This is a genomic window from Blastococcus sp. SYSU DS0552, assembly GCF_054050815.1.
Genome location: NZ_JBJHAB010000025.1, coordinates 33,870 through 47,804, shown reverse-complemented (window position 1 = coordinate 47,804; position 13,935 = coordinate 33,870). Strand labels below are relative to the sequence as shown.

The 13,935-nt window shown below is 72.9% G+C and carries 13 protein-coding genes; 8 read left to right on the top strand and 5 right to left on the bottom strand.

All coding sequences use genetic code 11. The features are described from left to right. Nucleotides 1-689 precede the first annotated feature (689 nt). Nucleotides 690-896, bottom strand: coding sequence for a DUF2795 domain-containing protein (locus ACI8AG_RS18970; protein WP_456598251.1), 207 nt, complete (start codon nt 894-896; stop codon nt 690-692). A gap of 26 nt (nt 897-922) precedes the next feature. Beyond that, a complete protein-coding gene (locus tag ACI8AG_RS18965) occupies nt 923-1,261 on the bottom strand; it encodes a hypothetical protein (protein ID WP_456598250.1) in 339 nt (112 codons plus the stop codon). A gap of 417 nt (nt 1,262-1,678) precedes the next feature. On the opposite strand from ACI8AG_RS18965, the gene ACI8AG_RS18960 reads away from it, so the two are divergent. Further along, a complete protein-coding gene (locus ACI8AG_RS18960) occupies nt 1,679-3,025 on the top strand; it encodes an MFS transporter (RefSeq protein ID WP_456598249.1) in 1,347 nt (448 codons plus the stop codon). Between the two features lie 93 nt (nt 3,026-3,118). Here ACI8AG_RS18960 and pgi read toward each other — a convergent pair whose 3' ends face one another. Beyond that, nucleotides 3,119-4,750: a glucose-6-phosphate isomerase gene (gene pgi, locus ACI8AG_RS18955; RefSeq protein ID WP_456598248.1), complete on the bottom strand. Its 1,632-nt coding sequence runs from the start codon at nt 4,748-4,750 to the stop codon at nt 3,119-3,121. A 305-nt stretch (nt 4,751-5,055) separates the two neighbouring features. On the opposite strand from pgi, the gene ACI8AG_RS18950 reads away from it, so the two are divergent. From ACI8AG_RS18950 to ACI8AG_RS18935, 4 genes are all read left to right on the top strand, one after another. After that, nucleotides 5,056-6,543 carry a SulP family inorganic anion transporter gene (locus tag ACI8AG_RS18950; RefSeq protein ID WP_456598247.1) on the top strand — a complete coding sequence of 496 codons (1,488 nt, stop codon included), beginning with the start codon at nt 5,056-5,058 and terminating at the stop codon, nt 6,541-6,543. 47 nt (nt 6,544-6,590) lie between these two features. Beyond that, nucleotides 6,591-6,989, top strand: coding sequence for a MerR family transcriptional regulator (locus ACI8AG_RS18945; protein ID WP_456598246.1), 399 nt, complete (start codon nt 6,591-6,593; stop codon nt 6,987-6,989). Between the two features lie 201 nt (nt 6,990-7,190). After that, a complete protein-coding gene (locus ACI8AG_RS18940) occupies nt 7,191-8,204 on the top strand; it encodes an aldo/keto reductase family protein (RefSeq protein ID WP_456598245.1) in 1,014 nt (337 codons plus the stop codon). 120 nt (nt 8,205-8,324) lie between these two features. Then, the gene (locus ACI8AG_RS18935) at nt 8,325-9,812 is read left to right on the top strand and encodes a mannitol dehydrogenase family protein (protein WP_456598244.1); all 1,488 of its coding nucleotides are present in this window, start codon (nt 8,325-8,327) and stop codon (nt 9,810-9,812) included. A 66-nt stretch (nt 9,813-9,878) separates the two neighbouring features. Here the strand turns inward: ACI8AG_RS18935 and ACI8AG_RS18930 are convergent, their stop codons facing one another. Then, a complete protein-coding gene (locus tag ACI8AG_RS18930; protein ID WP_236829151.1) occupies nt 9,879-10,034 on the bottom strand; it encodes a hypothetical protein in 156 nt (51 codons plus the stop codon). Nucleotides 10,035-10,256: 222 nt separating this feature from the next. Here ACI8AG_RS18930 and ACI8AG_RS18925 point away from each other — a divergent pair, with 222 nt between their 5' ends. From ACI8AG_RS18925 to ACI8AG_RS18915, 3 genes are all read left to right on the top strand, one after another. Further along, complete coding sequence (locus tag ACI8AG_RS18925; RefSeq protein ID WP_456598243.1) at nt 10,257-11,501, top strand: AI-2E family transporter; 1,245 nt, start codon at nt 10,257-10,259, stop codon at nt 11,499-11,501. 93 nt (nt 11,502-11,594) lie between these two features. Continuing rightward, complete coding sequence (locus ACI8AG_RS18920) at nt 11,595-12,032, top strand: universal stress protein (RefSeq protein WP_456598242.1); 438 nt, start codon at nt 11,595-11,597, stop codon at nt 12,030-12,032. After that, on the top strand, nt 12,032-13,540 hold the full coding sequence (locus ACI8AG_RS18915; RefSeq protein WP_456598241.1) for an alanine/glycine:cation symporter family protein: 1,509 nt from the start codon (nt 12,032-12,034) through the stop codon (nt 13,538-13,540). The genes ACI8AG_RS18920 and ACI8AG_RS18915 overlap by 1 nt, the downstream gene beginning before the upstream one ends. Nucleotides 13,541-13,604: 64 nt before the next feature. Here the strand turns inward: ACI8AG_RS18915 and ACI8AG_RS18910 are convergent, their stop codons facing one another. After that, a complete protein-coding gene (locus tag ACI8AG_RS18910) occupies nt 13,605-13,844 on the bottom strand; it encodes a hypothetical protein (RefSeq protein WP_456598240.1) in 240 nt (79 codons plus the stop codon). Nucleotides 13,845-13,935: the final 91 nt, after the last annotated feature.

Here is a 13,935-nt window from a genome sequence, read left to right as displayed (position 1 = left end):
CCCCCCCCCCCCCCCCCCCCCCCCCCCCCCCCCCCCCCCCCCCCCCCCCCCCCCCCCCCCCCCCCCCCCCCCCCCCCCCCCCCCCCCCCCCCCCCCGCGTCCGGCGAGGGGGCGGGCACCGGTGGGCCTCGCGCCCGGGCGGTGGAGCGGCAGCGTGCGCCCGGCCCGGGTGCCCCGGTCCACCGCCTCGCTCGCTGCGGAGTCCGCCGGCGGCAGCGTCGGCAGCGGGCGCGTGACGAGCGGCACGCCCGCGTCCTCGGCGATCCGCCGGGCCCGGGGGTGCGGGAAGCGGCCGAGGTCGACGACCAGGGTGAGCGCCTCCGGCGGCACGACGGCTGCGTCGGGTCCCCGGCGGTCCGGAGCCACCCGGTGGCCCGATGCCGGGGTCAGCTCGTAGCACGCGGCCGGCGCGAGGAGGGTGCGCAGGACCCGGGCGGCGATCCGGGCCGACCGGCCGAACGACCGGTAGATGCCGATGACGGCGTCCTCGGGTCGGACGCCCAGCGCCCGGAGCTGTTCCGACGCACGGTCGGCCAGGTCGTGCAGCGGCCGCACGTCGTCCGGGATGGGATGGGCTGCGGTGCTCGTCCGCGTGCGGAGGACGCGGGAGCTGGTCTGGTCGAGGGACAAGGGTGGAACTCCGGTCTGTCGTGAGGTGGACGATCGGGATGCGGGCTCGCCGTCCGGGATCACACGCCCACCGGCAGGTCGGGCAGGTAGGGCCAGATGTCGCGCGGCGTGGCGAATTGGCGCGGCGGCAGGCCCTGCAGGACCGCGAGGACGTCCGGATGGGCGCCGGCCCGCGCGGCGGCCGCCTGCAGCTGCGTGGTGGTGACGGGTCCGGCCTGGAAGGCGGTCTCGACGTCGTCGAGAACCTGCATCCGGGTGAGAGGCATGCTTCCTCCTGGTGCGGGTGTGCGGTTCAGTCCGTGGGATGCGCGGTGACGGCGCGGGGGCGGTACTCCGCCGGGAGCGGGCCGTTCGCCCGCTCCGAGCGCAGCAGGGCCTCGGCGTCGCAGGTGGTGCAGCAGTGGGTCTGCGTCCACCCGACGACGGAGAGCTGGGACCCCCGGGAGTACTGGGTCAGCACCTGCGGCCGGAGCACGAGGTCCGTGCCGTGGCAGGTGGCGCAGCGGAGACGCTGGTCGCGGAGAAAGGACGTGCCGCAGGAGCCGCAGTTGATCTGGATGCCGGCGACCCCACCGCTGCCGACCAGGTCCTCCGTCTCGCCGCACGTGGGGCACTCGACGTGCATGGGCATGGACTCCGACCTCCTCGAGTGGGACGAGCCGCGCTAGTGAGCAGCGATCCTCGCGGCGCCCATTCTACTCTTACGTAAGGGTTACATCTCGGCGTCCCCCCTCCCGGGCACCTGCGCTGCGCGCAACTCTGCGGTTGCACCGCCCGTGCACGGCGGCCGGCGCCCCTGCCGGCGCGGGGTCGCGTGTTGCAGGAGAACCGGCCACGGTCGACGCTGGAACCACTGGCGCCCGCACCGCTGGAACGATCGCTCCGACCGCGCCACCGCACCGCACTCGCCGTCAGCGACGCCGGCCACCACCACCCGGAAGGAAGTCCCACGTCCCGTTCCGCGCCGGCAGCGCGCCTCTCCTCCCCGCCGTCCGCGGGCACCCCACGCCCGGGCGCCCTCTCCCCCGGCGGCTTCTACGGCTGGCACATGGTGGCCGTCTCCGCCGTGGCGCTGGCCGCCACCGCGCCCGGCCAGACCGCCGCCGTCTCCGCCTTCATCGACCCGATGACCGAGGGGCTGGGTGTCAGCCGGTCGGCGATCTCCACGGCCTACCTCGTCGGCACGCTCGTCGGCGCCGCGGCGATGCCCCTGGTCGGTCGCGCCCTCGACCGGTACGGCACCCGCGCCACGATGGCGGGGATCGGCGCCGTCTTCGGGGCGGTGCTCCTGGCGCTGTCGCTCGTGTCGAACCTGGTGGGCCTGACCGCCGGCTTCGTCGGGATCCGGATGGCCGGCCAGGGCGCCCTCGGGCTGACCGCCACCGCTGCCGTCGCCGTCTGGTTCACCCGTCGCCGGGGGACGGCGGTCGGTCTCGTCTCCGCCGTCGGCGCCGCCGGCATCTCCCTGGCCCCCATCGGGCTCGAGGCCCTCATCTCGGCCACGAGCTGGCGGACCGCCTGGGCGGTGGAGGGGCTCCTCGTCTGGGCGGTCGTCATCCCCCTGGCGCTGCTCGGCGTCCGCAACTCACCCCCCGAGCTCGGCCAGCAGCCCGACGGCAGGCCGCAGGCCGGGCAGCCGCCGATCCACCTCCCGGCCGGGCTCACGCTCGGCCAGGCCGCCCACACTCCCTTCTTCTGGGTGGTCGTGGCCGGGGTCGCCGTCGCGGGGATGCTCGGCACGGCCGTCGCCTTCCACCAGATCGACCTGCTCGGTGAACGCGGGCTGAGCAGCACCGCGGCGGCGGCCAACTTCCTGCCGCAGACCGTCGCCTCGCTGCTGGCCACCCTCGCCGTCGGCGCCCTGGTCGACCGAGTGAGCCCCCGGTGGCTGACCGCCACCTGCATGCTCGGGCTCGCCGCCGGGCTGGCGTGGGGGACCGTCGTGGACCCCGGGTGGTCGGCGATCGGCTTCGGCCTCCTCCTGGGCGGCTCCGCCGGCGCCATCCGCACCCTCGAGGCCGGTGCGTTCCCCCGCTACTTCGGCACCACCCACCTGGGGTCGACCCGCGGGGTCGTCGCCGCCGTCAGCGTGGCCTCCACCGCCTTCGGACCGCTCGCCTTCGCGCTCGTGCACGACGTGACCGGCGGGTACACCGTGGCGCTGCTGGCCTCCGCCGTCCTCCCGCTGCTGGTCGCCGTGATCTCGCTGGTGCTCCCGGTCCCCCGCCCCCTGGACCGGGTCCCCGACGACGCTCCGGAGGACGCCGGCGAGGCGGTGGCGGGCACGCCGATCCCGCCACCGCCGGCGACCCCCGGGGCGACCGCCGTCGAGGCCGACATCGCTGGCACCCCGCCCGTCGAGGACCGGCCGGCCCGGAGCGAGCCCTCCCCCTGACCGCCGCGGCCTCCGAATTCCCGGGGCGGTCGCTGCGACGGCGCGCGGCCGCCCCGGGGTCCACCTCCCGCAGGCATCACCCCGCGGAGCGCGTCAGGTCGCCCGGCCCCGCATCCGCCGGTACTCGGCCACCAGCGCCGTCGTGGCGGCATCCTGGTCCAGCGGCACGGGCTCCGGGCTGGTGAGCGCCGGCGCCAGCTCGCGCGCCATCACCTTGCCCAGCTCGACACCCCACTGGTCGAACGAGTCGATCTGCCAGATCACGCCCTGGGTGAGGACGACGTGCTCGTAGAGCGCCACCAGCTGCCCGAGCGTCCCCGGAGTCAGCCGCGGCGCGAGGATCACCGTGCTCGGCCGGTTCCCGGGCATGACCTTGTGCGGCACGAGGGCCGGGGGCGTGCCGTCGGCCGCCACCTCCTCGGCGGTGCGGCCGAAGGCCAGGACGGCCGCCTGGGCGAACATGTTGGCCATCAGCAGGTCGTGCATCTCACCGATGTCGTGGCTCGGCTCCCCGAAGCCGATGAAGTCGGCGGGGACGAGCGACGTCCCCTGGTGCAGCAGCTGGTGGAAGGCGTGCTGGCCGTTCGTGCCGGGCTCCCCCCAGAACACCTCGCCCGTCGCCGTGGTGACCGGCTGCCCGTCCGTGCGCACCGACTTGCCGTTGCTCTCCATGGTCAGCTGCTGCAGGTAGGCCGGCAGCCGGGAGAGGTACTGGCTGTAGGGCAGGACGGCGTGGGTCTGGGCGTCGAAGAAGTTGCGGTACCAGACACCGAGCAGGCCCAGCAGCACCGGGACGTTGCGCTCGAGCGGGGTGGTGCGGAGGTGCTCGTCGACGGCGTGGAAGCCGGCGAGCATCTCGTCGTAGGCGTCCGGGCCGATCGCCACCATCAGCGAGAGCCCGATGGCGGAGGTGAAGGAGTACCGGCCCCCGACCCAGTCCCAGAACTCGAACATGTTCTGCGGATCGATGCCGAACGCGCGCACGGCGTCGGTGTTGGTGGACACCGCGGCGAAGTGCTTGGCCACGGCCGACTCGTCGGCCCCCAGGCCCCGCAGCAGCCAGTCCCGGGCGACGCCGGCGTTGGTGAGCGTCTCCAGCGTGGTGAAGGTCTTGGAGCTGACGACGAACAGCGTCTCGGCGGGGTCGAGGTCTCGGGTGGCCTCGGCGAAGTCGGTGGGGTCGATGTTCGAGACGAACCGCAGGGTGAGGTCCCGGTCGGCGTGGTGCCGCAGGGCGGTGTACGCCATCGCCGGACCCAGGTCGGAGCCGCCGATGCCGATGTTGACCACCGCCCGGATCGGCCGGCCCGTGTGCCCGCGCCACTCCCCCGAGCGCACCTGGTCGGCGAAGCGGCGCATTCGCCCCAGCACCTCGTGCACGTCGCGGACCACGTCCTGGCCGTCGACCACGAGCTGCTCACCCGGTGGCATGCGCAGCGCGACGTGCAGGACGGCACGGTCCTCGGTGGTGTTGATGTGCTCGCCGCGGAACATCGCCTGGATGCGGTCGGGCAGGCCCGCACGCTCGGCGAGGGCCACCAGCAGCCGCAGCGTCTCGTCGCTCACCCGGTGCCGGGACCAGTCGACGTGCAGCTCACCGACCTGCCCGGTCAGCCGCGCCGCGCGATCGGGATCGCCGGCGAATAGGTCCCGCAGGTGTGTGTCCCCGAGGGCACGGCGGTGCTCGTCGAGCGCGCGCCACTCCTCCGTCGCGGTGATGTCCATGCCGCTCCCTCCCTGTTGTCCGACGGCTCGGCGCCGTCGCGATCGTGCCGTACGGCCATCGGTACCTGAACGTGACCAACGGCTCACCACTCAACCCTGACGTGAAGGGCGAGTTCCCGGCAGACTGTCCGTGACACCAGCGGGCCGCGCGTGCGCGCCGAATTGCCGGGTCGGCGATCCCGACCCGCACCGGGCGACGCATCGGGCTCCGCTCTCCCGGGCGCACCGGCGCGCCCACCCCTCACTCGGCACCGTCCCCGGTGCTGCCGATCTGCGCTCCGCGGCGCACCGAACGAGACGGATCCATGTCCTCAGCACTGCCTGCCCTCCCCAAGCCGCGCCTGTCCCGGCCCGCCTGGCTGTCCCCGAAGGTGGCCCGCACCGAGGTGCTCGCCGGCCTGGTCGTCGCCCTGGCCCTGATCCCGGAGGCGATCAGCTTCTCCATTCTCGCGGGCGTCGATCCCCGCGTCGGGCTGTTCTCCTCGTTCGTGATGGCCGTGGTCATCGCCTTCACCGGCGGCCGGCCGGCGATGATCACCGCCGCCACCGGCGCCATCGCCCTGGTCGTGGCCCCGCTGGCGCTCGAGTACGGCGTCCAGTACCTGTTCGCCGCCGTGATCCTCGGCGGCATCTTCCAGGCCGTGCTGGCCGTCACGGGCTTCGCCCGGCTGATGCGGTTCATCCCGCGCAGCGTCATGGTGGGCTTCGTCAACGCGCTGGCGATCCTGATCTTCACCGCACAGCTGCCGCAGCTGACCGACGTGCCGTGGCTGGTCTACCCGATGGTGGCCGCGGGGCTGGCGATCATCTTCCTGCTCCCCCGGCTGACGACGGCGATCCCCGCACCTCTGGTCGCGATCGTCGTGCTGACGGCCCTGGCGGTGACCGCCGGCTGGGAGATCCCCGACGTCGGCGGCGAGGGCGAGCTGCCCGACAGCCTGCCCTTCTTCCTGCTGCCCGACGTGCCGTTCACCGTCGAGACGCTGACCATCATCGCCCCCTACGCCCTCGGCGTGGCCCTCGTCGGGCTGATGGAGTCGCTGATGACGGCGAAGCTGGTCGACGACCTCACCGACACCCACTCGGACAAGACGCGCGAGTCCTGGGGCCAGGGCGTAGCCAACATCGCCTCCGGCTTCTTCGGCGGCATGGGCGGCTGCGCGATGATCGGCCAGACGATGATCAACGTGAAGTCCGGCGCCCGCACCCGGCTCTCCACGTTCCTCTCCGGCGTGTTCCTGCTCGTCCTGGTCGTCGCCCTCGGCGACATCGTGGCGACCATCCCGATGGCCGCCCTGGTCGCCGTGATGATCTTCGTGTCGATCGCCACCTTCGACTGGCACAGCCTGCGCACCATCCACCGGATGCCGAAGAGCGAGACCACCGTGATGCTCACGACCGTCGCCGGCACGCTGCTCACGCACAACCTCGCGATCGGCGTGGGCGCCGGTGTCTTGACGGCGTGCGCGCTCTTCGCCCGCCGCGTCGCCCACCTGGCCGAGGTCACCAGCGTCACGGACGACGAAGGCACCCGGATCTACTCGGTGCACGGCGCGCTGTTCTTCGCCTCCAGCAACGACCTGTACACGCAGTTCGACTACGCCGGCGATCCGGACAACGTGGTCATCGACCTGTCGAACGCCCACATCTGGGACGCCTCCACCGTGGCCGCCCTGGATGCCATCACCCACAAGTACGAGACCCGGGGCAAGAACGTCGAGATCGTCGGGCTCACCGGGCACTCCGCCGACCGCTTCGACCGGCACACCGGCCAGCTCGCCGGGGCCCACTGATGCCCGCCGCGGCAGCGCCCGCCGGGCGGGTGGCCTATGAAGGAGGCGTGACCGGAACGCCCCGCGAGCAGCTCATGCAGATCGGCCAGGTCGCCGAGCGCACCGGCCTGAGCCTGCGCACGATCCGCTTCTACGAGGAGAACGGGCTCGTGATCCCCACCGCCCGCTCCGAGGGCGGGTTCCGGTTGTACAGCGCCGACGACGTCGCCCGCCTCGAGGTCGTGAAGCGGATGAAGCCCCTGGGCTTCACCCTCGAGGAGATGCAGGAGCTGCTCACCCTGCTGGCCGACCTGGACTCCGGCAGCGGCGACCGGGCGCAGCTGGTGGACCGGCTGCGGATGTTCCACGAGGCGGCCACGGCTCGCGTCACCGCGTTGAAGGAGCAGCTCGCCGTCGCCGAAGGGTTCGCCGGCACCCTCGCGGAGCGGCTGGACGCCAGCCGCTGACCTGCGGTCGACGGACTCGTCCAGGTCCTCGCCGGTGACCCCGGCGATCCCGACCCATGCGGTGCGAGCGGTGGTGGCGCGACGTACCGCGCCACCACCGTGACGCCGTCCCTGCCCCGACCAGCCCTGGTGAGTGGCTGCGCGCCACCGGTCCGCACCCCCGCCGGGCCACGGCGCGATCCCGGCACTACGGTCGTCGAGGTGGAATTCCGTCGACTGGGCCGGTCCGGCCTCAACGTCTCGCAAATCGCCTTCGGCAACTGGCTGACGCACGGCAGCCAGGTCGAGGAGGACGCCGCCGTGTCGTGCGTGCACGCCGCACTCGATGTCGGGATCACCACGTTCGACACCGCCGACGTCTACGCCGGCACCGCCGCCGAGTCGGTGCTGGGCCGCGCCCTGGCCGGTCAGCGCCGCGAGGGGCTGGAGATCGCGACGAAGGTGTACTGGCCGACGGGCCCCGGGCCGAACGACCGCGGGCTGTCCCGCAAGCACGTCGTCGAGAGCTGCCACGCCTCCCTCCGGCGACTCGGCACCGACTACATCGACCTGTACCAGGCGCACCGCTACGACCCGACGGTGCCGCTGGAGGAGACCATGACCGCCTTCGCCGACCTGGTGCGGGCCGGCAAGGTCCTCTACCTGGGCGTCTCCGAGTGGCAGCCCGACCAGATCGCCTCGGCGGCGGCGCTCGCCCGCGAGCTGAACGTCCAGCTGGTCAGCAACCAGCCCCAGTACTCGATGCTGTGGCGGGTCATCGAGGGCGAGGTCGTGCCGACGTGCGAGCGGGAGGGCCTGTCGCAGATCATCTGGTCACCACTGGCCCAGGGCGTGCTCACCGGCAAGTACCGGCCCGGCGAGCAGCCGCCGACCGGTAGCCGCGCGGGCCACTCGGCCGTCGGTTTCCAGATCGAGGGGTTCCTCGCCGACGAGGTCCTGGCCAAGGTGCAGGGGCTGCGCCCGGTCGCCGACGACCTCGGGCTGACGATGGCGCAGCTCGCGCTGGCCTGGGTGCTGCAGAACCCGAACGTGGCCGCCGCAATCATCGGCGCCAGCCGACCGGAACAGGTCCGCGACAACGTGAAGGCGGTCGGCGTGCGGCTCGACGCCGACGTCATGGCCCGTGTCGACGAGGTGCTCGATGGTGTGGTCGAGCGTGATCCCGCGAAGGTCTTCCTGCCCGCGGACAAGGCGGCGAGGGGCACCGCCGCGTAGCGGGCCGGCTCCGGCCGCCCGTCGGTCTCCCGCGCGCCAGGGCCGACACGAGGTCGCTCTACTCTTACGTTAAGGTAGGGAGTGCTCACCCGCCCCGACCCGCCCGGAACCGAACAGATCGTGCGCGTCCACGCCGGCGCCCTGACCTCTCTCGCCGAGCGGGTGGAGGTGCCGCGCTACGACCGCCGCGGGGTCCGCACCGGCATCGTGCACATCGGGGTGGGCGGCTTCCACCGTGCACACGAGGCCATGTACGTCGACCGGCTCATGGAGGGCGGACTGGCCCCGGAGTGGGGGATCTGCGGAGTCGGCGTCCTCCCGTCCGACCACCTCATGCAGGAGGTCATGGCTGCCCAGGACGGCCTGTACACCCTCGTCGTCAAGCACCCGGACGGCACCTTCGAGCCACGGGTCGTCGGATCGATCGTCGACTACCTCTTCGCGCCCGACGACCCGGAGGCGGTGGTCGAGCGGATGGCGGACCCCGACACGCGGATCGTGTCGCTGACCATCACCGAGCGCGGGTACAACACCGACCCCGTGACCGGAGCCTTCGACGTCGACGCCCCGGGAATCCGGGACGACCTCCGGCCTGACGCCGCCCTGCGCACCACGTTCGGGCTCGTGACCGAGGCGCTGGCCCGCCGTCGCGAGCGGGGGCTGGCACCGTTCACCGTGCTCTCCTGCGACAACCTGCAGAACAACGGCGACGTCGCGAGGCGCGCGTTCAGTGCGTTCGCGACGATGCGGGACGCCGATCTCGGGGACTGGGTCGGCCGCGAGGTGTCGTTCCCCAACAGCATGGTCGACCGGATCACCCCGCTGACCACCGCCGCGGACATCGCGGATCTCCGCGAGCGCTTCGGGGTGGAGGACGCGTGGCCGGTCGTGTGCGAACCGTTCGCCCAGTGGGTGGTCGAGGATCGCTTCCCCGCCGGCCGCCCACCGTGGGAGGAGGCCGGTGTGCAGTTCGTGCAGGACGTCGCCCCCTACGAGGCGATGAAGCTGCGGTTGCTCAACGGCAGCCACCAGGCGCTGGCCCACTTCGCCCGGCTGGCGGGCTACGAGCACGTCCACGACGCCTGCCGGGACCCGCTTTGGACCGCCTTCCTGCGGGATTACATGGATCGCGAGGTGTCCCCCACGCTCGCGGACGTGCCCGGGATCGACCTGGACGACTACAAGCGGACACTCCTCGCCCGTTTCGCCAGCCCCTCCGTGGGCGACACCGTGGCCAGGCTCTGCGCGCAGACCTCGGCGCTGATCCCCAAGTACGTGCTGCCCGTCGTGCACGACGGCCTGGCCAGGGGCGGAGACGTGCGCCGCGCAGCCGCTGTCGTCGCCAGCTGGGCCCGGTCCGCGGAAGGCCGGGACGACGCCGGGCGCCCCCTGCCGCTGGTCGACCGGCAGGCCGACCGGGTACGCGCCAACGCCAGCCGGCTCGACGAGGACCCGGTCGCCTTCATCGCGGACCGCAGTATCTTCGGGGACCTGGTGGACGACGAGCGCTTCGTGGCGGCCTACCGCCGGGCCCTCTCCCTCCTGCGCGAGCGCGGCGCCCGCGCCACCTTGGCGGCACTCGTCGACGCGCCGAACGCATCGGCTTGAGAACCGCCGGCGGGCGGTGACGCCGTCACCGCCCGCCGGCCGCACCGGGCCGGCCCGCAGGGGACGTCAGACCCGGGTGTTGCGCTTCGTCCAGCCCCAGGCTGCGGTGGCCAGGAAGAGCACCACACCGATGATCAGCAGCCAGAAGAGCCCCTCGACCACCGCGCCGACGACGGCGAGCACCAGCCAGACGACCAGCAGCAGTCCGATGAGTCCGAGCACGGGTTCCTCCTCTGTCCGCGCACGGCCGCTCCGGCCTGCGCGCACCTCGATGTGACCTTGATCGGAATCGCTACCCGATCGCCGGGTCGGTCACGCCTCGACGGGACGGTCGTGCGACCGTTCCACGCACACGGGTGACGGACACGCCAGGATGAGCGCGCGACGAGGAGTCCGGGACCGGGCGGCAGCGGCCACCGGTGAACGCTGCGAGGGGAGGTGCGCATGACCGAGCCGACGTCGGCCCTCCCCCGGGACAGCCCCTCCCCCGGGCCCGGCCCCGCGCCGGCGACCGCGCCCGGCGCGCACGCCGCGACCCAGCCCCCGGCGATCGGCCGCGCGTCGCTGCTGCAGCGCGAGGCGGTGATCGCCGGGCGGTTCCTGGTCATCGGGCTGGCCGTGCTGGGCGCCATCTGGCTGGTGCTGCAGGTCCAGTTCGTCGCGGCCGCGGCGATGCTCGGACTGGCGCAGGTCGCGATGCTCTGGCCCATCGCCCGGTGGCTGCGGGAGCGGAACGTCCCGGCCGCGCTGGCCGCGATCCTCTGCGTCGTCGCCTACCTGGCCTTCTTCGTGAGCGTCCTGACCTTCCTCGTGCTCCAGATCATCGGCGCCTGGCCCGGCCTGATCGCCGCGGGCACCGATGCCGTGGAGGCGACCAGCACCTGGGTCCAGGACCGGACCGACGACCTGAACAACGCCGGGCTGAACCAGGTCATCGACCAGCTGGAGACCTCGGTCGGCTCCGCGATGAGCGGGTTGGGCAACGCGGCCGCGCAGGGGCTGAACGCGGCGGGCAACGTCGCCACCGTCCTGATCATCGCCCTGTTCTTCACCCTGTTCGCCCTGACCAGCGGCGACCGGCTGTGGCGGCAGTTCCTCGGAGTCCTGCCCGTGGCGGACCGAGCCCCGACCGACGCCGCCTTCCGCGCCGGGATGCGCACCGCCGGCGCGTGGTTCTACGCGGCCACCGCGACCGGGCTGATCGACGGCATCCTCATCGGTCTCGGGCTGTGGCTGCTCGACGTCCCGCTGGCCCTGCCCATCGGCGCGCTGACCTTCCTGCTCGGCTACGTGCCGCTGGTGGGCGCGACGATCGCGGGAGCGGTCGCGGTCGCGGTCGCCGGCGTCACCAACGGCTGGACCACCGCGCTGTGGGCACTCCTCGTCGTCATCGTGGTTCAGCAGATCGAGGGGAACGTCCTGGCCCCCCTGCTCCTGTCCCGCGCGATCAGCTTCCACCCCCTGGTCATCCTGCTGCTCACGACCGGGGCTGCCTCCGCCTTCGGCCTCCTGGGCCTGTTCGTGGCGGTGCCGGTCGCCGGCGTGCTCGCCGCCGCGGTCCAGGGCTGGCGGCGGGCGGTGCGCCGCTCCGTGGAGGGGCAGGCGGGCAGCCCCGCCACGGAAGACCCGGAGGACGCCGAGGACGACGGCCGCGGAACGCGGGCGCACGCCGGCGCCCCTCCGGCCTGACCGGCGCTCCCCCGCCCCGCCACCGCTCGACCTGACGAGCGGTGTGATCCCGGTTACGGTTCGGCCCACGTCGTCTCCGCCGGAGGTGTGCCCGTGCCCGATTCCATCGTCGTGGGGCTCGACGGGAGCGAGTCGAGCAACCGCGCCGCGGACGCAGCCGCCGACGCTGCCCGCCACCACGGTCTGCGCCTGGTCCTCGCCTGCGTCGTCCCCTGGTCGCCCTACTCCTTCACCACCGCGGAGGAGAACGAACGCCGCTCCGTGGAGAAGGCGCGGGAGGCCGCGGCCGCCCGCGAGCGCGTGCTGGACCCGGTCGTCGCGCGGCTCTCCGAGCCCGGGGACCTCCTGGTCGAGGGGGTCGTCCGGCACGGGCACCCCGCCGAGACGCTGGTGCGCCTGGCCCGCGAGCACGACGCCGCCTGGATCACCGTCGGCCGCATCGGGCAGAGCCGGGTGCGCACCCTGCTCTTCGGGTCGACGCCGAGCAGCCTCATCCAGCTCTCCCCCGTCCCCGTCCTGGTGGTGCCGTGATGCCCTCGCCGTCCGACTCCCTGCTGGCCGCCACGTTCGACGAACAGGTCGACAGCTTCTTCGCACCGGTCTCCGAGTGGATCACCACGGTCGTCTTCTTCGCCGTCCCCCTGGACTTCATCGACGAGGGCGTCGAGCTGCCGCTCATCGTCGTCTGGCTCGTCATCGCCGGCGTCTTCTTCACCATCTACCTGCGGGGGTTCCAGTTCCGGGCGTTCAAGCACGCCCTCCAGCTGGCGCGCGGGGACTACAACGATCCGCGAGATGCCGGCGAGGTGACCCACTTCCAGGCGCTGGCGACCGCCGTGTCGGGCACGGTCGGACTCGGGAACATCGCCGGGGTCGCGGTGGCGATCTCGCTGGGCGGGCCGGGTGCCACGCTGTGGATGATCATCGCCGGGCTTGTCGGCATGTGCACCAAGGGCGTGGAGTGCACGCTCGGCGTGAAGTACCGCAACGTCTACGCCGACGGCCGGGTCTCGGGCGGCCCGATGTACTACCTGACCAAGGGGCTGAAGGAGAAGAGCCCGAGGCTGGGCACGCTCGGCAAGGTCCTCGCCGTCCTCTTCTGCATCTTCACGCTCGGTGGCGCCGTGGGTGGCGGCAACATGTTCCAGGCCAACCAGGCGTTCAGCCAGGCGCAGTCGGTCACCGGCGGCGCGGACGGGCCCCTCGGCGGCGGCGCCGCGGGCGCGATCTTCGGTCTCGTGCTCGCCCTGTTCGTCGGCGCGGTCATCATCGGCGGGATCCGCAGCATCGCCCGGGTCACCGACAAGCTCGTGCCGTTCATGGCCGTCTTCTACGTCATCGCCTGCCTCACCGTGCTCTTCGCCAACCTCACGGAGATCCCCGAGGCGATGTGGGCGATCGTGTCGCAGGCGTTCAGCCCCGAGGCCGGGTTCGGCGGCATCGTCGGCGTCCTCATCCAGGGCTTCCGGCGAGCGGCCTTCAGCAACGAGGCGGGGCTGGGCTCGGCGGCGATCGCGCACTCGGCGGTCAAGACGAACGAGCCGGCGACCGAGGGGCACGTCGCCGTCCTCGAGCCGTTCATCGACACCGTCGTCATCTGCACCATGACGGCGCTCGCCATCGTCATCACCGGCACCTACGCCGACGACGCCAGCGACGCCGGCGTGCAGACGACGTCGGCCGCCTTCGGGTCGGTGGTCGGCTGGTTCCCGATCGTGCTCGCGGTCGCGGTGGTCCTGTTCGCCTACTCGACGATGCTGGCCTGGAGCTACTACGGGCTGAAGGCGGCGACCTACCTCTTCGGCGAGTCGATGATCGTCGACCGCACCTGGAAGCTCATCTTCTGCATCTTCGTGGTCATCGGCGCTTCGTCGACGCTGGAGGCGGTCATCGGCTTCTCCGACAGCATGATCTTCCTGATGTCCCTGCCCAACATCATCGGCCTCTACGTCCTGTCCCGCGTGGTCAAGGGGGAGATCGAGGGTTACCGCACCCGCCTGGCCAGCGGCGAGATCCGCCCCGTCGCCGACCGCGGCTGAGCCGGCCCGCAGCGGGACGGGCCGGCTGCGCGGGCGGCCCGCAGCGGGACGGGCCGCCCGGCGATCAGGTGCGGGGGGCCAGCTCGTAGGTGGGGCCGAGATCGGTGGTGCCGGTGTCGGGCACCTCGTGCACGAGCTTCGGGTCCGCCTGCTGCAGCCGGTGGACCGCGGCCCGGGTCCGCTCGAGGTCCAGCCCGGTCCGCCGCGCCAGGTCCTGCAGGTGCGGCGCGCCGTCGGTCCCCTCCCGCTCGGCCACGGCCCGGTACACCGCTGCGTCGTCCCCGGACAGATCCTCCACGCGCATGTGCTGTTCCTCCTCGAGGTCGGCACGGACATCGTCGGACGTGACCGGCCGGTGCAGGTCACCCGGTGGCCACCGCGTCCCCCTACCCGCC

Bases quoted from the DNA above. Each gene is read 5' to 3' on its own strand.
- ACI8AG_RS18970 (WP_456598251.1), bottom strand. From the start codon at position 896: ATGCCTCTCACCCGGATGCAGGTTCTCGACGACGTCGAGACCGCCTTC.
- ACI8AG_RS18965 (WP_456598250.1), bottom strand. From the start codon at position 1,261: ATGCCCATGCACGTCGAGTGCCCCACGTGCGGCGAGACGGAGGACCTG.
- ACI8AG_RS18960 (WP_456598249.1), top strand. From the start codon at position 1,679: ATGGTGGCCGTCTCCGCCGTGGCGCTGGCCGCCACCGCGCCCGGCCAG.
- pgi (WP_456598248.1), bottom strand. From the start codon at position 4,750: ATGGACATCACCGCGACGGAGGAGTGGCGCGCGCTCGACGAGCACCGC.
- ACI8AG_RS18950 (WP_456598247.1), top strand. From the start codon at position 5,056: ATGTCCTCAGCACTGCCTGCCCTCCCCAAGCCGCGCCTGTCCCGGCCC.
- ACI8AG_RS18925 (WP_456598243.1), top strand. From the start codon at position 10,257: ATGACCGAGCCGACGTCGGCCCTCCCCCGGGACAGCCCCTCCCCCGGG.
- ACI8AG_RS18915 (WP_456598241.1), top strand. From the start codon at position 12,032: ATGCCCTCGCCGTCCGACTCCCTGCTGGCCGCCACGTTCGACGAACAG.
- ACI8AG_RS18910 (WP_456598240.1), bottom strand. From the start codon at position 13,844: ATGCGCGTGGAGGATCTGTCCGGGGACGACGCAGCGGTGTACCGGGCC.